Raw genomic sequence first — 19,050 nt, forward strand, 5'->3', positions numbered from 1 at the left:
ATGTCGGGGAAACAGCCGGTCGAGGTTCTGCTGCGCCCAGCGGTGGAGTTCTATACCGTCGCGGCGTGTGCAGGCGCCGCGTTTCTGTCCCTGGTGGCCCCGTGGTCGCTCGCGCTGAGCCCCGCCATGGGCGTCGGCAGTGCGCTGGCGTTCTGCATCTACGGTGCCATCCGCTACCGCGATGCCCGCGTCATCCTGCGCTACCGACGCAACATTCGCCGCTTGCCGCGCTATGTGATGACCAGCAAGGACGTGCCGGTCAGCCAGCAGCGTCTGTTCGTGGGACGCGGATTTCTGTGGGAGCAGAAACATACCCATCGGCTGATGCAGACATACAGACCGGAATTTCGCCGCTACGTCGAGCTGACGCCGGCCTACCGGCTGGCGCGCAGGCTGGAGGAACGGCTGGAGTTCGCGCCATTCCCGCTGTCCCGGCTACCTGCGCTCACGGGCTGGGATGTGCCTTTCAACCCGGTGCGCCCGCTGCCGCCTGTGGGCGGCCTGCCGCGCCTGCACGGCATCGAACCCGATGAGGTGGACGTCAGCCTACCGCTGGGTGAGCGCGTCGGGCATTCGCTGGTGCTGGGCACCACGCGCGTGGGCAAGACGCGGTTGGCCGAGTTGTTCGTGACTCAGGACATCCGGCGCAAGAACGCCGACGGCGAGCACGAGGTCGTCATCGTCATCGACCCCAAGGGCGACGCCGATCTTTTGAAGCGAGTGTACGTCGAGGCCAAGCGCGCGGGGCGCGAGGGCGAGTTCTATGTCTTCCACTTGGGCTGGCCCGACATTTCCGCGCGCTACAACGCTGTGGGCCGCTTTGGGCGCATCAGCGAGGTGGCCACCCGTGTTGCAGGGCAGCTCTCCGGGGAAGGCAACAGCGCGGCATTTCGCGAGTTTGCGTGGCGCTTCGTCAACATCATCGCCCGCGCCCTGGTGGAACTGGGGCAGCGCCCGGACTACATGCTGATCCAGCGCCATGTGATCAACATCGACGCGCTGTTCATCGAGTACGCCCAACACTACTTCGCCAAGACCGAGCCCAAGGCCTGGGAGGTCATCGTCCAGATCGAGGCCAAGCTCAACGAGAAGAACATCCCGCGCAACATGATCGGGCGCGAAAAGCGCGTGGTGGCGCTGGAGCAGTACCTCTCGCAGGCGCGCAACTACGACCCGGTGCTCGACGGCCTGCGCTCGGCAGTGCGCTACGACAAGACCTACTTCGACAAGATCGTCGCATCGCTGCTGCCGCTGCTGGAGAAGCTCACCAGCGGCAAGATCGCCCAGCTTCTGGCCCCGAACTACTCCGACCTGGCCGACCCACGCCCGATCTTCGATTGGATGCAGGTCATCCGAAAGCGCGCCGTGGTCTATGTCGGCCTCGATGCGCTGTCCGACGCCGAGGTCGCCGCCGCAGTCGGCAATTCCATGTTCTCCGACCTGGTTTCGGTCGCCGGCCACATCTACAAGCACGGGATCGACGACGGCCTGCCGGGCGCATCGGCTGGCTCGCGCGTGCCGATCAACGTCCATGCCGATGAGTTCAACGAGTTGATGGGCGACGAGTTCATCCCGCTGATCAACAAGGGCGGCGGCGCTGGCCTGCAAGTCACCGCGTACACACAGACGCTCTCGGACATCGAAGCACGCATTGGCAACCGCGCGAAGGCCGGTCAGGTGATCGGCAACTTCAACAACCTGTTCATGCTGCGCGTGCGCGAGACGGCTACCGCTGAATTGCTGACCCGGCAATTGCCGAAGGTCGAGGTCTATACGACCACCATCGTCAGCGGCGCGACCGACAGCTCCGATATTCGTGGAGCGACAGACTTTACGTCAAACACCCAAGACCGCATCAGCATGTCCAGCGTGCCGATGATCGAGCCATCGCACATCGTCGGCCTGCCCAAAGGCCAGTGCTTCGCGCTGCTGCAGGGCGGTCAGCTTTGGAAGGTGCGTATGCCGTTGCCGGCGCCAGACCCGGATGAAGTGATGCCGGCGGACTTGCAGCAACTGGCCGGGCACATGCGCCAGAGCTACAGCGAGGCCACGCAGTGGTGGGAGTTCACCAGCTCCCCGGTCTTGCAGGACGCGGCCTTGCCGGACGATCTGCTCGATGAGACGGCCATCGCCACACCCATCACCGGCACGGGCGACACGGCCAGCGAAGAGGCCGCGCCATGAGCGATGCCGCCTCGACTGCGCAGCGCGAGCAGAACCGCCGCCAGGGCTTGATCGTCGGCACCATCACCTTGCCGCTCCGGCTGCTCGGGGTGCTGGTCGGCTCGCTGCTGTTCTCGATCCTGATGGAGTGCATCGGCATGCACCTGTTCTGGAAAGACCAGGGCTGGCAGCACTCCCAGCAAATGTTGCAGTACGAGCTGGGGCACCTGTCCAAGCATTTCACGCGCAGCGTGGTCGTGCAGGAGCCGGGGCGAACGGCGCACGAGCTGGTGGACACGGGTTATGAATGGGTGTTCGTGCGATCAGGGCTCCTGGAGCGCATGAGCCAGACCGCCGAGCGCGCCCGCGCGCCCAGCCAGGGGAAAAACCAGGACGGAGGGCGCAACTTCCGCTACTTCATCAGCCAGGTCTATGTCTGGACGGAGAGCTACCTGATCGCCGCAGCCTTCACGACGCTTACTTTCCTCGTGCGCCTGCTGGTCCTGGCGCTCACGCTGCCGCTGATCTTCACGGCCGCTTTCGTCGGCCTGATCGACGGTTTGGTACGGCGGGATGTGCGCCGGTTCGGCGCAGGCCGGGAATCCGGCTTTATCTATCACCGAGCGAAAGCGAGCCTGATGCCGCTGGCCGTGCTGCCCTGGGTCACGTACCTGGCGCTGCCGATCTCGGTGCATCCGCTGCTGATCCTGCTGCCCAGCGCCGGCTTGCTGGGGCTGGCCGTGAGCCTGACTGCAGGGAGCTTCAAGAAGTACCTCTAGGCCATCAATCCGGTCATCCGCAGGTTCTTATTGTTTGCGGCCTGATACGCCTTTGATCGCCACGATCAAGCCATTGCTTATCACACAGGAATGGCGCGATGTTGGCTCCGATCTGGCTGCGCGCCGCGCATCGCGGCGTGCCCACTTTTCTCGTGACGGCCCTGCTGATGGGTCAGTTCCCGGTTGCCTTGGCCGAATCCCCGGCACAGCGCCAGGAGCTGGTTGCCGCGCTACGCCAGCTCGACGCGCTGGAGCGCACCATCGCGGATGGCGCTGCACACGCACCCATCCAGCCGGGCGAGCGCTACCACTTCGATTACCCACGACTGCTGGCTGATCTGGCGCGTGTGCGCGCCGGCATCCAGGCCCATCTCACACCGTCGCGCGCCCAGCCACGCGACCTCTCCGAACTGGCTGGTGAGTACCGCACCGAGCGGACCGCCCCGCCATCGCTGCCGACGACTGCGCAGGGCAGACCATGAACGGCGCCCAGGTCTCGGCATTTCAAGCCAACAGCGGTATCGCGCCGTCCGCGATGGCGACCGTTCTGGTCGGCATCGTGTTTGCGGTTCTGCTCGCCTGGGGCGTCTGGGCCATCCGAACGGCCTACGTGGGGTGGGCCGAGAACCGCCTCAACCAACGCCAGTTCCTCGGCGTCTGCATCCGCTTCGTCGCGATGTACCTCGTCATGACGTTCTTCCTCCTCTCCTGACCTGAAGGGATTGACCATGCCAAACCGCATCCTCACTACTCGTTTTGTCCAACGCGCCGCCGTCGTCCTGGGTGCCGCCGCGCTGCCCGCGCTGTCGTTTGCGCAAGGTCTGCCGCAGCTGGAAAACCCGACCCGCGGCGCCGGCAGCGGCATCATGGAAACAATCAGGAACTACGGCTACGACATCATCATGCTCGTGGCCCTCCTGGTGGTGGCGTCGATGTTCATTGGCGTGTGCTACCACGCCTACGGCACCTACGCGGAAATCCACACCGGTCGCAAGACTTGGGGGCAGTTCGGTCTCACGGTCGCCATCGGCGCCGTCCTGCTCGTGATCGGCATCTGGCTGCTCACCGAAGCCACCGGCATCCTGTAAGCGAGGACGGGCTATGTCCGAGCAACAGCATGTCCGTGCCGATGGGACAGTCACGTTCCTTCCACACCGGCTCAACAGGCACCCGGTGGTCGTGCGCGGCCTCACTGCCGATGAGTTGTGGATTTGCTGCGGCCTGTCCGGCGCTGCCGGCCTGGTGGTTGGCGCGCCGCTGTCCTGGGTGTTACGCACCATTGCCATCGCGCCGACCTTCGTTGTCCTGGGCGTGGCGCTGGGCGTTTTCATCGGCGGCGGCATCCTGCGCCGTCTCAAGCGTGGGCGTCCCGACACCTGGCTGTACCGGCAGTTGCAGTGGCGCATTGCCACGCGCCATCCGCTGATGGCCGGTTGGGTGGGCGGCCATGTGCTGATCTCGCGCTCCGGCTTCTGGACCATCCGCAGGGGCATGCACGGGGGCGCGCGATGAGCCGTTTCAAGAACGAGATCACCCACCTGCAGGCGCACATCAAGACGCTGCGCCTCGGCGCGGGTGCGCTGGTCATCGTCGCCCTGGTCATGGGCGGCGGCTGGTGGAGCGCACCGCGCGATCTGACCATCCACGTCCCGCCTGACCTACGCTCCGGCAGTACCCGCAAGTGGTGGGAAGTGCCGCCCGAGTCGGTCTATGCGTTCACGTTCTACGTGTTCCAGACCCTCAACCGCTGGCCGACGAATGGCGAAGAAGATTACCCGCGCAACCTCCATACGCTCTCGCCGTACCTCACCCCGTCCTGCCAGGCATTCCTCAAGGCGGACTACGACTACCGCCGCAGCACCGGCGAACTGCGCCAGCGGGTGCGCGGCATCTACGAAATCCCCGGTCGCAGCTATGGCGACAACCCCACGGCGCGCGTGCGTGTGATCTCCGACCGCGACTGGGTGGTGACGTTGGACATCAGCGCCGACGAGTACTACGGCGCCGAGCAGGTCAAACGCGCCCTGGTGCGCTACCCCGTAAAGGTCGCGCGGGTGGACGTCGATCCCGCACGCAACCCGTTCGGCCTGGTGATCGACTGCTACGAGGGCACGCCCCAGCGCATCAGCGCACCGGAGCCGACGCGCCCGGTGCCTGGTGGCCTGACGCCGCAAGCGCCTCAAGGAGGTAATTCCTCATGAAGCCCATGAAGCATCCTGTACTCGCGCTGCTGGGGCTGCTGGCCGTGGCCGCCGCAGTGGTCGTGTCCCCCGCTGTCCAGGCGGTGGAGATCCTGCGTTGGGAGCGCATGCCGCTGGCGGTGCCGTTGAAGGTCGGCCAGGAGCGCATCGTGTTCATCGACCGAAACGTCCGCGTGGGCGTTCCCGCAGGCGTCGGTGAGCGCTTGCGCGTGCAGAGCGCGGGCGGCGCGGTGTACCTGCGCGCCAGCGAGCCGATCGAGCCCACTCGGCTGCAATTGCAGGACGCCGACACCGGCGCGCTGATCCTGCTCGACATTGCGGCGGAGCCGCCCAAGGACGGCGAAGCCGAGCTGGAACCGGTGCGAATCGTCGAGGGCAACAACTCAACAGCGCGCTATGGCGATCAGCCTGACGGTGCCGATGCGCCCCATGCACGCGCTCAGGAGCAGGCGGGCACCCGGACGGCGCGGCGCGAAACGCCAATCCCCGTCGTGCTGACACGTTTTGCTGCGCAGAACCTCTACGCACCGCTGCGCACCGTGGAAGCCTTGCCAGGCGTCATGCGGGTCAACCTGCGCCGCGACCTCGACCTCGGCACGCTGATGCCGACCTTGCCGGCACGCGCGGTCGCGCTCGCCTCGTGGCGCCTGGAAGACCAGTGGGTCACTGCCGTGCGCCTGACCAACAGTAGCAGCGACTGGATCAGCCTCGACCCGCGCGTGCTGCAAGGGGATTTCCTCACCGCCACCTTCCAGCACGAGGCGCTTGGCCCGCGCGGAACCCCCGAGGACACCACCGTCCTGTACCTGGTGACGCGCGGGCACGGCCTCGCGCAATCGCTGCTGCCGGCGATCCATCGCTTCGACCCCGCTGTGCATCTCCCGCAGCCCAAAGCAGCAGCCAGCGACGACAGGGAGGCCCGCCATGCGCAGTAACGGACTCCTGAAGTGGCTGCTGATCCCCGTGGCCCTGCTGGTGCTGTTTGTCGCCATTCGGCTGTTTTCCGGTGGCGGTGCGTCGGCACCGCCTGTCGCGGATGGCGGCGGCAGGCTTACGCCGGAAGAAATGAAGGCGCTGGGCATCGAGGGTGACACCCCGCGCGACACCGTGGCGACGCTGGTTGCCCAGGTGAAGCAGTTGCGCACCGAGCTTCAGACCGCGCTGTCCGACAACAGGTCGCAGCGTGAGGAGAACCAGCGACTGCGCCAGCGCGAGAACGCCATCGACCAACGCATCAGTTCCGCCCTCGAATCCGAGCGCTCCAACCTGCGCCGCGACCAACAGCAGGCGGCCAGCGCGCGCCAGCAGACCGAGGGGCTGCTCGCTGACCTGCAGCAGCGCCTGGACAGCATCGGCGGGCGTGGCGGCGGCCATGCCGATTTGCCGGTGGGGCTGGGCCTGCGTGACGGCGACGAGGCCGGCATGGAAGGCGGTATGCGCTGGGTGGAGCCGGATGACGCGAAACAAAGCGACGGGCGTGGCAGGTCGAATGGCGGCATAAGCTTCCCCACCAGCTTCGGTTCCGCACAGAGCACGCTGGAAACCACAGCGCAAACCGTGGCGAACGCGGGCGCACGCGCGGCAGGCGTCAAGAGCCCGACGCCCGTCTATACCGTGCCGACCAACTCGACGCTGATGGGGTCGGTGGCGATGACGGCGCTGATTGGCCGCGTGCCGATCGACGGCACGGTGAACGATCCATACCCCTTCAAGGTCTTGGTCGGGCCTGACAATTTGACCGCGAACGGCATCGACATTCCCGATGTGGCCGGGGCCGTGTTCTCCGGCACCGCATCGGGCGACTGGACGCTCTCCTGCGTGCGCGGCCAGGTGCGCAGCATCACCTTCGTGTTCCATGACGGGACCATCCGCACCATCCCCGAGGATCGTGAGGGCAACCAGCAGAACAACCAACAACGCGACGGCCTGGGCTGGATCAGCGACCCGCACGGCATTCCCTGTGTCAGCGGCGAGCGGCGCAGCAATGCGCAGCAGTACCTCGGCACCCAGGCGCTGATCACGGCGGCTGGGGCTGGCGTGGCCTCGCTGATCGAATCCGACAGTGGCAGGGCGTCCTATGTCGGCGCCGACGGCTCCATCGGCAGCGTGGGCATCAGCGGCCAGGAAGCCGTGGGCCGGATTCTCGCCAGCGGCGTCCAGGACATGTCGAGCTGGGTCAACAAGCTCTACGGCCAGGCCTTCGCTGCCGTTTATGTGCAGCCCGGTGCCAAGGTCGCCGTCCACCTCGAAAAGCCGCTCGCCATCGACTTCGATCCCGAAGGCCGCAAGGTCGATCACCGCGCAGGAGAAAGCCATGCCCTCGAACTTGAATAGCTGGGCTCAGGGCCTGGCGCTGGCCTTGGCCGTCGCGCTGCTCGGTGGCTGCGCCACCAGCAAGGAAAAGCTGCTGACCCACGGCGACAGCACGATGATGAACATCTGGCAGCAGAACGCCGGCGACGGCGGCGGTGGTGCCGGCCAGGTAGCGCGCAGGCAGTTGCTCGATGCGCGCCAGAGCCTGCGCAGGCCGCTGACCGAGATGGACGTGCAGGCCGCGCCTGCCGAGCAGATGCGCTACACGCGCACGGCGCGCAACGAGGTCTACCGCCAGTTCCAGCGCCTGCCCAACCCCGATCTCGTGATGTACGTGTATCCGCATTTGGCGGGCACCGACCCAGTGCCGATTCCGGGCTATACGACCGTGTTCCCGCTGTACCAGCGCGTGCAGTACGCCATGCCAGGCGAGCGCGTGGAGGATTACTGATGCGCTGGAAACTCCCCAGACCGAAGCCGACCGCGCCGAAGCTGGCCGCATCCGATGCTGACGACGACGAGCAGCCGGACGGCTGGCAACGCCACGTCGAGGCACTGCGCCAGGTCGGCATCCCCGAACCCGGCACGGCGGTGCAAGGCCGCAGGCCGGCGACCCTGGCAGACGAGCAGGCGCTGTACGAGGTCGCGCCGTCGTTCGTGGAACTGCTGCCCTGGGTGGAGTTCCTGGCGCAGTCGAAAGCCATGTTGCTGGAGGACGGGCAATCGGTGGCGGCGTTCTACGAGCTGGTGCCGCTGGGCACCGAAGGCCGGGAACCTGGCTGGCTCGCGCAGGCCCGCGATGCCTTGGAAAACGCGCTGCAGGACAGTTTCGATGAACTGGATGAGAACCCCTGGGTGCTGCAGCTCTACGCTCAGGACGAGCCCAGTTTCGACCAGTACATGCAAACCCTGCGCGACTATGTGCAGCCGCGCGCCCGTGAGACGGCGTTCACCGAGTTCTACCTGCGCTTCTTCGGCCATCACCTGCGCGCGGTGGCCAAGCCGGGCGGTCTGTTCGAGGACACGGTGGTCACACGGCTGCGCTGGCGCGGCCAGACCCGGCGTGTGCGCATGGTGGTCTATCGCCGCGTGACCGGCCAAGGGCAAAACAGCCGCCGCGGGCAGACGCCCGAGCAGATGCTCAATATCGTTTGCGACCGCCTGTGCGGCGGACTGGCGAACGCCGGCATTCAGGCCCGGCGCATGGTGGCTGCGGATGTTCACGACTGGCTGCTGCGCTGGTTCAACCCGCGTCCCACGTTGCTTGGGCCTGGGGCCGAAGACAGGGAGCGCTTCTATGCGCTGGCGCGCTACCCCGACAGTACGGAGGCCGGCGAAGACGGCGAGATCGAATTGGCGAGCGGGCGGGATTTCAGCCAGCGGCTGTTCTTCGGCCAGCCGCGCTCCGACGTGGCGCAGGGCACCTGGCATTTCGACGGCCTGCCGCACCGCGTGCTGATCACCGACCGCCTGCGCATGCCGCCGGGCACAGGGCACCTGACCGGCGAGACACGCAAAGGCGATGCCATCAACACGCTGTTCGACCAGATGCCCGAGGACACCACCCTTTGCCTGACGATGGTCGCCACGCCGCAGGATGTCCTTGAGGCGGACTTGAACCACCTGGCCAAGAAAGCGGTCGGCGAAACCCTGGCGTCGGAGCAGACGCTCAAGGACGTGCATGAAGCCCGTTCCCTGATCGGCAGCGCGCACAAGCTCTATCGCGGCACGCTGGCGTTCTACCTGCGCGGGCGCGATGAGGCGGAACTGGACCGACGCGGCCTGGATCTGGCGAACGTCATGCTCAACGCTGGCCTGCAGCCGGTGCGCGAGGACGACGAGGTGGCACCGCTCAACAGCTACCTGCGCTGGCTGCCGTGCTGCTACAACCCCGGCCAGGATCGGCGCAAGTGGTACACCCAACTGATGTTCGCCCAGCACGCGGCGAACCTCTCGCCGGTGTGGGGCCGCGCCCAGGGTACGGGGCACCCCGGCATCACGATGTTCAACCGCGGCGGCGGGCCGATCACCTTCGACCCGCTCAACCGCCTGGACCGGCAGATGAACGCCCACCTGTTCCTGTTCGGCCCGACGGGTTCGGGCAAGTCGGCGACCCTCAACAACCTCTTGAATCAGGTCACGGCGATCTACCGACCCCGCCTGTTCATTGTCGAGGCCGGCAACAGCTTTGGCTTGTTCAGCGACTTTGCCCGGCGCCTGGGCCTGACCGTGAACCGGGTCAAGCTCGCGCCGGGCTCGGTCGTTACCCTGGCGCCGTTCGCGGATGCGCGCCGGCTGATCGAGACGCCCAGCGACGTGCAGACGCTCGACGCCGATGCCCTGGACGAAGACCTGCCGCCCGATGCTGTGGCCATGGAGGCAGATGAGCAGCGCGACGTACTGGGCGAATTGGAGATCACCGCGAGGCTGATGATCACCGGTGGCGAAGACAAGGAAGAAGCCCGGATGACGCGGGCCGACCGCTCGCTGATCCGTCAGTGCATCCTCGATGCCGCAGAACACTGCCACAGCAAGGATGGCGAGAAGCGCACCGTGCTCACGCGCGATGTGCGCAATGCGCTGCGCACGCGCAGCCAGGACCCGACGCTGCCGGAAATGCGGCGTGTGCGACTGCTGGAGATGGCCGACGCCATGGACATGTTCTGCCAAGGCACGGACGGTGAAATGTTCGACCGCGACGGTTCGCCGTGGCCCGAGGCCGACATCACCCTGGTCGATCTGGCGACCTATGCCCGCGAGGGCTACAACGCGCAGCTCTCCATTGCCTACATAAGCCTGATCAGCACGGTGAACAACATTGCCGAGCGCGATCAGTACCTGGGCCGCCCGATCATCAACGTCACCGACGAAGGGCACATCATCACCAAGAACCCGCTGCTCGCCCCCTACGTGGTGAAGATCACCAAGATGTGGCGCAAGCTGGGGGCCTGGTTCTGGCTCGCCACACAAAACATCGACGATCTGCCGCGCGCCGCAGAGCCCATGCTCAACATGATCGAGTGGTGGATCTGCCTGTCGATGCCACCCGATGAGGTGGAGAAGATCGCCCGCTTCCGCGAACTCTCGCCTGCGCAGAAGGCGCTGATGCTTTCGGCGCGCAAGGAAGCCGGGAAGTTCACCGAGGGCGTCATCCTCTCCAAGAGCCTGGAAGTGCTGTTTCGGGCCGTGCCACCGAGCCTCTATCTCGCGCTTGCGCAGACCGAACCCGAGGAGAAAGCCGAGCGTTACCAACTCATGCAACAGCACGGCATCAGTGAACTCGACGCGGCCTTCAAGGTGGCCGAGAAGATCGACCAGGCGCGCGGCATCGAGTCGCCGGCCTTGGGCCTGCCGCAATAGCCGCCGGAGACTGCCGTGAAACCGAAACATCCTTCCATTCCGATGCCAGTCCAGGCGCTCCGCCATCGGCGCTCGCGCAAGCGCTGGCCCTGGTTCTTGGCCGCTGGATTGATCGCGCTGCTGCTGATCTGGCTCGTGTCCCGCGCACCCAGCGAACCCGCGTCGTTGGCTCCCGCGCCGGTCAGTACCGCGCAGGTGGCCGGGCCGCCCTGGCAAATGGGCAACGCGCAGGGCCGGTTCACGCTGACGCTCTATGCCGACCTCGAATGTCCGTTCTGCCGGGAGTACTTTCCGCAACTCAAACGCTGGGTGGGCGCCAACGCGGACGTAGCCCTGCAATGGCAGCACCAGCCGCTGGCCGCGCACGAACCGGCCGCCTCTGCCGAGGCACGCCTGGCCGAGTGCGCCGCCGAAAGTGGCGGGCATGTGGCCTTTTGGCAGGCCATTGAATGGGTCTATGCGCACACGCGCAGTGACGGCCTGGGCTTGCCCGAGGGCCTGCGCTATCCCGGCCTAAACCCAGCCGTCGAGCAGTGTTTGGCCAGCGAGCGGCCCGAAACGTTGATTCGCGCTCAGGCCGAGGAAGCCACCAAGGGCGGCGTGACCGCGACGCCATCCCTGCGACTACACGATCGCCAGACCAGCCAGGCGATCCTGCTGCAGGGGCCTATCGAAGGCGATGCACTGCTGTCGGCCATGGACATGCTGGCAGCTGAGGATTCGGTCGTTTCACCCACTACGGAAATGCCTGCCGACGTCGTCGGCGACATGCCCAGGTAGCCCGCGGTCATTGAGGCTACGGCGCAGCACGCTGCGCTGACCGCTACCCGTTCGCCCCGCATCCTGGCCGCGAACGATCACCGCTGCTGCGGTGATGGATGCACCTTGTTCCATTCCCTGGAGGGCCTGCCCTCCAGGGGCATGTGCGCCCTCCGATTTCCCTGCCTGGAGGTTCGCCATGTCTGTCGTCATCAATGACTCCTGCCTGGAGTCGCTTTCCGATATTTCTGTTCAGAACGAGGACTGGATCGTCCAGCAAGCCATCGTGTTGCTGGAGCGACGGGTTTTCAAAGCAGGGCCACGTCTTGAACGGCCCGCTGCGGTCAGGGACTACCTTCGCTTGAAGCTGGTCGCCGAGCCCAATGAGATATTCGTCGTCGTGTTCATGAACAGCATGCACGACGTGCTGGCCGTGGAGCCGATGTTCCATGGAACGATCAATGCGACCTCGGTTTATCCGCGTGTCGTGCTGCAACGCGCTTTGCAACTGAACGCCGCTGCGGTCATCTTCGCCCATCAGCACCCCTCGGGCACCACCGAGCCATCCAATGCGGATCGCTTGCTGACCGAGCAGTTGAAGACGGCCTTGGCACTTATCGACGTGCGGGTACTTGACCATTTCGTGATAGGTCAGGGCATACCGTACTCGTTCGCCGAGTCTGGTCTTTTGTAGGAAGGCCCGTGGTTCACTGATCACAGCGGGGGCTTCGGCCTCCGCTTTTTTCCATGCGGCAGCACCGAACAGGTATGCGGGGTGCCCGCGATGCGCATTGTTTGTTGGGGCGGCAGCGGGTTCGCGTTCGACTATGGCTCTGATCAACTTCCAGGGCACGCGACATGCCAGCATCTTTATTCCGCTTCGCATCCGGCTGGCGAACCCTTGGCCTGGCCGTTGCACTGCCGGCATCCTTGGCCGTTTTCAGCCCAGCCACCTTCGCCGCCGATGTGGTGGTCGTCACCGACAGCCGCCACCCGGTCAAGACCATGGGTGGCGAGCGGTTGATCGAGTTGGATGAAGGCCCGCGCATCGAAGCCGAGCTTTCCGCACAGCTGCCCGCCGATCCTGAGCAGGCCACGGCCATCGTCAAGCGCCGTCTGAACAACGGCGGTGCCGACCTCCAGCGCCGCATTGCTTCCGCATACCAGGGCGTCGCCGACGCATGGAGCCTGGGCGTCACCAGCATCCCGGCGGTCGTGGTGGATCAGCGTTACGTGGTCTATGGCGAGCCGGACGTGGCCCGTGCCGTCGCGCGCATCGAGCAGCACCGGAGGCCGCAGCCATGACCCGACCCTTCGAGCGGATGCGCCGCCTGCGTGCTGGCGTGGTCTCAGTGCTGCTGCTCAGCGCCACGGGCAGCTACGCCCTCAACACCGCAACCATCGTTGGCTCAGTGGCATCGCCGGACTGCCTCGAATACCGCGTCGTCGGCATCTGCTACTGGCTCTACTGCACCTGGACGGGCTGCACGGTGCGCACATCCATCAAGGTCCGCCACTACATCCCCGATGCGGTCGTCTCCAGCTACAGCAACACCGGCGAGAACCCTTGGGTCGAAGTCCGGGCGATGAGCGCGCCCAACCCATCCGCGCAGGCCGGCGGGGACGGCACCACCAACGAAGACCACGAAAACAATCTCGCCAAGTTCAAGAACGCGGACGTCATCGGCCATCCCGGCGTCGAGGTGTTCAACCAGTTCGTCTCATCGTCGGGCTACTTCTGCGAGGGCGCGGGCACGGCGTTCATGCCGTATCTGCTCAGCACCCTGGACACACTGGCCTGGCGCTACAACGTGCCGGATATGGCCTACCCGGAGGCACTAATTCCGGGCAGGCGCGAGGTCGGCGCGCGCACCACGATGAACCTGTGGGGCAACGTCTATCCGCGCGGCGGCTTCCTGCACCAGGCCGACGACCACAAGGCCGGCGCCGTGGTGGCCCAGCGCGCCGGCGATGTCGTCACGCGCCGTGGGCAGATTCACGTCTATCAGCCGCTGCTCGCCAACTCGCGGCCCGGTTACTGGCCTGCCGGCGCGCTGATGGAAGGCGATGCCTCGACGGGCAAGTGGCAGGAACTCACGCCCGTCCTGTCCTCGTCCTGCACGGTGTTCCCGCGCAGCGGCTTCCTGACCCAGGCGCAGCAGGGCGATTACGCCTGGGCGCTGTGGCGGCCCTATGCGTGCTGCGAACGTCGCGGCCAGGTATTCCTCGGCAGCGTCGATTTCCAATGAGGGTACGGCGATGAAGCGTCCTGAACTGACAAACCTCTCCACCAAGGCGTGCCGCCTGCTGCGTCCCACGGTATTGGCTGGGCTGCTGGCTGGCGCACTCGTTCTTGGCGGCGGCCTGGCGTGGGCGCAGGCCGGATTTCAGACCGGCGGCTCCGTGATCGGCGACGAAGTGATGTATTCGATTGGCGGCGGCAGCGCGGTGTCCATGGGCCGCGCGGCCGGCATGCGCTCGATCGGCGTTGGCGTGGGCTGGAACAGCAACCTGATCTGCGGCGACATGAGCATCCAGACCACGCTGCGCAACCAGCTCAACGGCGTCACCAACGGCTTTCAGCAGATCATGAGCAACGTGATCCAGAGCGCCACCAGCGCGGTGGCATCGCTGCCTGCGCTGATCATCCAGCGCGCCGATCCCGGCCTGTACAACCTGCTGACCAACGGCGTGCTGCAGGCGCGCCTGGATTTCGACCGCTCCAAGCTGACCTGCCGTGCCATGGCCGAGAAGATGGCCGACACGGCGGGCGGACAACTCGGCTGGAGCCAGATGGCCGAAGGCATGGCACTGCGCGATGCGGTGTCGAGCACGGATGCCGTGTCGGCAATTGAACAGGCGGAGACGCGCCGCGGCAACGACGGCGTGCCTTGGGTGGGTGGTAGCAATGCGGGCGGCGCAGGCCAGTCGGCCATCCGCGTGGTCGGCGACGTCACCCGCGCAGGCTACAACCTGGTCAACGGCCGCAGCGTGACCGACACATCGTCCATCGCTGCCGCCAGTTGCGCGAGTCTGTCTTGCCAGACCTGGACCTCGCCACAGCAGGCGACCGAATGGGCCACACGGGTTCTCGGCGAACAGGTGCAGCGCACTTGCGATGCCTGCACCAAGACCGAAACGGTGCCCGGCGTCGGGCTGACGCCGCTGATCCAGGAGGAGTACGAGGCAAAGCTGGAAGCCTTGCAGGAACTGGTCTCGGGAACGCGCAACACCACCTTCGAGAACCTGCGTGCGGCTGGCAGCACCTCGCTGCCCATCACACGCGGCGTCATCGAGGCGCTGCGCGACGAGCCGGATCAAGACCTGCTGGCGCGGCGCCTGGCCTCGGAGGTCGCGCTGGCGTCGGTGCTGGAGAAGGCATTGCTGCTCCAGCGCACCCTGCTGACCGGCAAGAAGGAGCCCAACGTCGCGGCGAACCAGTTGGCGGTCGAGGCCGTGAACCACGAGAGCGACACGCTCGACCAGGAAATCCGCAACCTCAAGACCGAGCTGGAGCTGCGCCGCGAGCTGGCGAACAACTCGCCCATGGCCATCATCCAGCGCCATGGCACACGCGCGGCTGGCTCACGTGGCATCTACGAAGGCGATCCCATTCCCGACCGCCTCGACCGGCTCCAGAAGGGCAATCCGGGAGGCAACCCATGAACCCGTCGCGTGCCAGCTGGCTGCGCCCGCGCTGGCTGTTCAACCGGCGCGCGATGAAGGCGCTGCTGTGGACGGTGTTGCTCGTTGCCGCCGCTGTGGGCGCCAACATCGTCGGCATTTATCTCGTCGGCAGCGTTGCCAACTGGGAGCGGTGGCTGGCGGCCACGGCAGGCTACTTTCTAGTGTGGCGGATGTGCCTGTACGGCGCGACAGCCTACGGCTGGGTCTGGATGCGCCGCCGGCTGCTGGCGCGTGAGGCCCAACGCGGGGCTGATAGGCAGGCGCGACGGCGCCTGCTGCGCAGCGAGATCGCCGGCGTCGCCGCCATTGTGGCGCTGGAAGCCAGCCTGTTGATGCAGGCCGCTTGAAGGGGCGAGGACATGACGCTTTTCACCACCGACTACTTGGAGTACTACCTGACGCTGGTGTCGTGGATCGTCCATAACGGCATCTGGGCCGTGCTGGTGGCGAGCGGCGTATTCGCGCTGCCTTTCATTGCCATCATCGTGCAGGAATGGCTGAAGGCCCGTGCGGAGGGCGCCGACGAAGGCAACAAGGGCGTGCTCTCGGCTGCGCGCATTGAGAACCGGGTGTTCGTCGCCATCGTGGTGGTGATGTTCGCCGGCATCCCATTCATCGACGTGGATCTCAACACCATCCGCTACGACAGCTCGCGCTCGGCCCAATGCCAAGTCAGCGTGCCGCAGCCCACCGATACCGGCTGGTCGCAGTCCTTCAGCACTATCAACAACCAGTCGGCGAAGGTGCCCGTCTGGTGGGCCTTTATGCACACACTCTCGCGAGCAGTGACCGGTGCCTCTGTGGCGGCGATTCCCTGCGGCACCGACTTGCGGCAGATGCGCATGGAGATCGACGCGACGCGCATCGACGACCCGGTATTGGCTCAGGAAGTGGCGGATTTCTCGCGGGACTGCTACGGACCGGCACGCGCCAAGCTCTTCATGCAGCGCCCGGACCTCGATGAGACACAAATGCACGACGTGACCTGGATCGGCTCGCGCTTCTTCACGGACACCGGCGGCTACTACGACAGCTATCGCTCCAGCACACCACGCGATGACTGGCCCTACGACAGCAACCGTGATGCCGGGCTTGCGCAGGTGGCCAGCGGTGGCGGCTATCCGTCCTGCAGGCAGTGGTGGGCCGATGGCAGCAATGGCCTGCGCGCACGCCTGCTGGGGCAGGTAGACCCAAGCCTGCTGAATCGCCTGGCGGGCTGGGCCGGCTTTCTGAGCCGAGCCGAGGTGGACGACTCGGTAATCCGCACCATCGCCTCGCCGCGGCAGCAGAAACTGAACCAGGGCAACGTCTATACGGACTACGGCGGCCAAATCGACAAGACCCTGCCAAACATCGTGACGCGGGCCACGGGCGACGTCGGCATGGCTGTCGGCGCGATTGCCGCGTTTCCCGCCATGGACGTGGTGCGCCAAGCGCTGCCCATGGTGCTCGGCTTGCTCAAGATGGCGCTGGTCATCTGCATCCCGCTGGTGCTGGTTGTGGGCACCTATGACTTGAAGACGGTCGTTACCGTGAGCGTCTTGCAGTTCGCGCTGTTCTTCGTCGATTTCTGGTTCCAGCTCGCGCGCTGGATCGACAGCACCATCCTCGATGCGCTTTATGGCTGGGGCTTCGGCTGGAACCGGCCACACGCCAACTTCGATCCACTGGTGGGGCTGAACAACGCCTTTGGCGACCTGTTGTTGAACTTCGTTATGGGGACGATGTTCATCGTGCTGCCCACCTTTTGGATCGGTGCGCTGACCTGGGCCGGAATCCGCGCTGGAACGATCGCAAACAGTTTCTCAGCAGGTACGAGGGACGCAGGCGCTGCCGGTGGAAAAGGAGCTGGCGCAATGTCAAGGAAGTTGAAGTGACGCACGCTCAAGCCGAGTGTCAGTCATCATCCTTGTACATCTCATGAGATGTGTCGTTGTAGAGATTCGGGTCATAACCCGGTGTCTCTCGAAGTTCTTCCAAGGTGGTAGGAAACTGCAAATGGAACTCTTCGTCTGAATGGCTCTGATTTGCTGCCCATCCCACAGCCACGACACAAACCAACAGCAGTGCCAGCCAGAACGCGGAATAGAGCAGTACACCGAGCACGGCCAGCTTGACCACCCACAACAGCACGGTGGCACCAACTACCGGCACGCCCCTGTACACCAACCAGCTCGACGCCCGCCGTTCGCCACGCGCATAGGCGCGCCATCCACGGCCAAAGCTACGGCCGAGGCGTTCTGCGGTGCTGATGCGGGTCGTCGTGTTCATGGTCGTCACCTGCTATATGTGAAATCACTACTCCAGTTTGCTCCAATCCTGCTTGCTTGCCTGTACCAATGCGCTCCATTCGTCCGGCGGATTCCCGCGCCCGAGCATCTTCTCGAACACGGCATACGGGTCTGATTTGCTTCCCGAAGACCGCAGGGTCTGTTCATCGTTGACCCAGGCGTACACGATGACCTTCGCCTTCGAGTCGTAGCGGAAGAACAGCCGGTATCGCCTTCCGAGCTTGGCCCGCCGCCAGTGGCGATATGCCGGCCCCATGGTGTTGCCTTGCCGGTACTCATCGCACGCCGGGTCACTCGGTATCACGTCTTGTATCAACTGGGTCAAGGCCCGGAAGAACTTGACGTTGGCGTTCGATCCGAACCCTTCCGGGTCGTTGCCTTGGGCGCGCAGCACAGCCGCGCGCAGCTTCATCAACTGCTCGATCAGGTTGTCGTGGAACAGCAGTGTCCAGCCATGCTGTTGCATCAGATTTCCACGTCCTCATCGAAATCATCGCCCAGGTCCACCTTGTGCCCCGCGTGCTCCAGCATTGTGCGAGCCAGATTCTCGGGCAGGCCGCGCACATTCCGACCCGCTTCAATGTCGCGGGCCAGCAAGGTCAGAAACGCGGCAATGGCCGGGTCCTCGTGCTCGGCATCGGCGCGGGTCACGACGACCTCACTGCCACGAAGCTCGAACGCAAGCTTGCTGCCGGTATCGGCCCCAAGTGCCTGTCGGATGGACTTGGGTAGCGTGATCTGGCCTTTGGAGGTCAGCGTGGCAACTTCGTGAATGGCAGGCATGGCGGCTCTCTTGATCGCAATGCCCGTATTGTAAGGAAATATCCTTACCTCGTCAATGAAAGGTCTCACCGGGGTCCTCCAGCATCCAACAATGAATCTCATCGTAGGGTGGGAACAGCCAGCCTTCCTGCATCAATCCGGCCCCGCCATACCCGCATTGACGGTGGACAACCAATGCTCACCGCTCTATATCCAAAGGCTTCTAAAGGCCAAAGGGCCGAAACGGCAAGGGAATGGGGTGCAAGGGGAAAGGCCCTACCCGAAAAGGCGAAAAGGCCGCCCGCTTGCCCGCCACCAGGACACCCACATGCTCTCTCTGTTCCAGCGGAAACGGCCTCCGGTCGCTGCCGCTCCGTCGCCTGCACCCGTCACCGATCTCCCGAAAGGGCTGCTGCAACCGGAATCGGCCGCATCGCTGCTGGCGACACCGCGCCGGCAGAAGCTGCTGGAACACATCTGGCAGCGCACCTCGCTCTCGCGCAAGCAGTTCGCCGCGCTGTACCGCACGCCGATGGAACGTTATGCCGAGTTGGTTCAGACTTTCCCTGCATCCGAAGCACATCACCATGCCTACCCAGGCGGCATGCTCGACCACGGCCTGGAAATCGTCGCCTACAGCCTGAAGCTGCGCCAGTCTCATCTGCTGCCCATCGGCGCCAACCCCGAGGATCAGGCTGCGCAAGCCGAAGCCTGGACCGCTGCCGTCGCCTACGC

At 65.3% G+C, this 19,050-nt stretch carries 22 protein-coding genes; 19 read left to right on the forward strand and 3 right to left on the reverse strand.

The window, feature by feature from the left end; translation table 11 throughout:
• The 18 genes from traD (at position 1) to HZR81_RS15400 (ending at position 17,139) form a co-directional block, all read left to right on the forward strand.
• Complete coding sequence (gene traD / locus HZR81_RS15315) at positions 1-2,184, forward strand: type IV conjugative transfer system coupling protein TraD (RefSeq protein WP_014596099.1); 2,184 nt, start codon at positions 1-3, stop codon at positions 2,182-2,184.
• The gene (locus HZR81_RS15320; protein ID WP_012205979.1) at positions 2,181-2,942 is read left to right on the forward strand and encodes a TIGR03747 family integrating conjugative element membrane protein; all 762 of its coding nucleotides are present in this window, start codon (positions 2,181-2,183) and stop codon (positions 2,940-2,942) included. The genes traD and HZR81_RS15320 overlap by 4 nt, the downstream gene beginning before the upstream one ends.
• 98 nt (positions 2,943-3,040) lie before the next feature.
• Positions 3,041-3,424, forward strand: coding sequence for an integrative conjugative element protein, RAQPRD family (locus HZR81_RS15325; RefSeq protein WP_012251136.1), 384 nt, complete (start codon positions 3,041-3,043; stop codon positions 3,422-3,424).
• Positions 3,421-3,654, forward strand: coding sequence for a TIGR03758 family integrating conjugative element protein (locus HZR81_RS15330; RefSeq protein WP_014596097.1), 234 nt, complete (start codon positions 3,421-3,423; stop codon positions 3,652-3,654). The genes HZR81_RS15325 and HZR81_RS15330 overlap by 4 nt, the downstream gene beginning before the upstream one ends.
• A gap of 16 nt (positions 3,655-3,670) precedes the next feature.
• Positions 3,671-4,030: a TIGR03745 family integrating conjugative element membrane protein gene (locus HZR81_RS15335; RefSeq protein WP_500128613.1), complete on the forward strand. Its 360-nt coding sequence runs from the start codon at positions 3,671-3,673 to the stop codon at positions 4,028-4,030.
• Between the two features lie 13 nt (positions 4,031-4,043).
• Complete coding sequence (locus HZR81_RS15340) at positions 4,044-4,454, forward strand: TIGR03750 family conjugal transfer protein (RefSeq protein ID WP_023124764.1); 411 nt, start codon at positions 4,044-4,046, stop codon at positions 4,452-4,454.
• Complete coding sequence (locus HZR81_RS15345) at positions 4,451-5,143, forward strand: PFL_4703 family integrating conjugative element protein (protein ID WP_014596095.1); 693 nt, start codon at positions 4,451-4,453, stop codon at positions 5,141-5,143. Before HZR81_RS15340 ends, HZR81_RS15345 begins: the two co-directional genes overlap by 4 nt.
• A 5-nt stretch (positions 5,144-5,148) precedes the next feature.
• Positions 5,149-6,078: a TIGR03749 family integrating conjugative element protein gene (locus HZR81_RS15350; RefSeq protein WP_026383919.1), complete on the forward strand. Its 930-nt coding sequence runs from the start codon at positions 5,149-5,151 to the stop codon at positions 6,076-6,078.
• Positions 6,068-7,477 carry a TIGR03752 family integrating conjugative element protein gene (locus tag HZR81_RS15355; protein WP_012205986.1) on the forward strand — a complete coding sequence of 470 codons (1,410 nt, stop codon included), beginning with the start codon at positions 6,068-6,070 and terminating at the stop codon, positions 7,475-7,477. The genes HZR81_RS15350 and HZR81_RS15355 overlap by 11 nt, the downstream gene beginning before the upstream one ends.
• A complete protein-coding gene (locus HZR81_RS15360) occupies positions 7,458-7,907 on the forward strand; it encodes a TIGR03751 family conjugal transfer lipoprotein (RefSeq protein ID WP_012205987.1) in 450 nt (149 codons plus the stop codon). Before HZR81_RS15355 ends, HZR81_RS15360 begins: the two co-directional genes overlap by 20 nt.
• Positions 7,907-10,816 carry a conjugative transfer ATPase gene (locus tag HZR81_RS15365; protein WP_014596092.1) on the forward strand — a complete coding sequence of 970 codons (2,910 nt, stop codon included), beginning with the start codon at positions 7,907-7,909 and terminating at the stop codon, positions 10,814-10,816. The genes HZR81_RS15360 and HZR81_RS15365 overlap by 1 nt, the downstream gene beginning before the upstream one ends.
• 15 nt (positions 10,817-10,831) lie before the next feature.
• On the forward strand, positions 10,832-11,596 hold the full coding sequence (locus HZR81_RS15370) for a DsbA family protein (RefSeq protein ID WP_014596091.1): 765 nt from the start codon (positions 10,832-10,834) through the stop codon (positions 11,594-11,596).
• A gap of 178 nt (positions 11,597-11,774) precedes the next feature.
• Entirely contained in the window at positions 11,775-12,269 is a 495-nt protein-coding gene (locus HZR81_RS15375) for a JAB domain-containing protein (protein ID WP_500128614.1), read from the forward strand.
• Positions 12,270-12,433: 164 nt separating this feature from the next.
• Positions 12,434-12,880: a TIGR03757 family integrating conjugative element protein gene (locus HZR81_RS15380; RefSeq protein WP_008266034.1), complete on the forward strand. Its 447-nt coding sequence runs from the start codon at positions 12,434-12,436 to the stop codon at positions 12,878-12,880.
• The gene (locus HZR81_RS15385; protein ID WP_014596090.1) at positions 12,877-13,824 is read left to right on the forward strand and encodes a TIGR03756 family integrating conjugative element protein; all 948 of its coding nucleotides are present in this window, start codon (positions 12,877-12,879) and stop codon (positions 13,822-13,824) included. Before HZR81_RS15380 ends, HZR81_RS15385 begins: the two co-directional genes overlap by 4 nt.
• Positions 13,825-13,834: 10 nt before the next feature.
• On the forward strand, positions 13,835-15,241 hold the full coding sequence (locus HZR81_RS15390) for an integrating conjugative element protein (protein ID WP_008266424.1): 1,407 nt from the start codon (positions 13,835-13,837) through the stop codon (positions 15,239-15,241).
• Complete coding sequence (locus tag HZR81_RS15395; RefSeq protein WP_014596088.1) at positions 15,238-15,609, forward strand: hypothetical protein; 372 nt, start codon at positions 15,238-15,240, stop codon at positions 15,607-15,609. Before HZR81_RS15390 ends, HZR81_RS15395 begins: the two co-directional genes overlap by 4 nt.
• A 12-nt stretch (positions 15,610-15,621) precedes the next feature.
• A complete protein-coding gene (locus HZR81_RS15400; protein ID WP_014596087.1) occupies positions 15,622-17,139 on the forward strand; it encodes a conjugal transfer protein TraG N-terminal domain-containing protein in 1,518 nt (505 codons plus the stop codon).
• A 19-nt stretch (positions 17,140-17,158) separates the two neighbouring features.
• Here HZR81_RS15400 and HZR81_RS15405 read toward each other — a convergent pair whose 3' ends face one another.
• The 3 genes from HZR81_RS15405 to HZR81_RS15415 are packed head-to-tail and all read right to left on the reverse strand — an operon-like array spanning position 17,159 to position 18,336.
• Positions 17,159-17,533 carry a DUF3742 family protein gene (locus HZR81_RS15405; protein WP_014596086.1) on the reverse strand — a complete coding sequence of 125 codons (375 nt, stop codon included), beginning with the start codon at positions 17,531-17,533 and terminating at the stop codon, positions 17,159-17,161.
• A 27-nt stretch (positions 17,534-17,560) separates the two neighbouring features.
• Positions 17,561-18,019 (reverse strand): type II toxin-antitoxin system YhaV family toxin, encoded by a 459-nt coding sequence (locus tag HZR81_RS15410; protein WP_500128615.1) that lies wholly within the window; start codon positions 18,017-18,019, stop codon positions 17,561-17,563.
• A complete protein-coding gene (locus tag HZR81_RS15415) occupies positions 18,019-18,336 on the reverse strand; it encodes a type II toxin-antitoxin system PrlF family antitoxin (RefSeq protein WP_014596084.1) in 318 nt (105 codons plus the stop codon). The genes HZR81_RS15410 and HZR81_RS15415 overlap by 1 nt, the downstream gene beginning before the upstream one ends.
• A gap of 91 nt (positions 18,337-18,427) precedes the next feature.
• Here HZR81_RS15415 and HZR81_RS15420 point away from each other — a divergent pair.
• On the forward strand, positions 18,428-19,050 hold a 623-nt coding region (locus HZR81_RS15420; RefSeq protein ID WP_500128616.1), incomplete at its 3' end, for a TraI domain-containing protein.

Origin of the sequence: Pseudomonas sp. LM13, from assembly GCF_041381355.1 — a bacterium.
Lineage (GTDB): Bacteria > Pseudomonadota > Gammaproteobacteria > Pseudomonadales > Pseudomonadaceae > Stutzerimonas > Stutzerimonas frequens.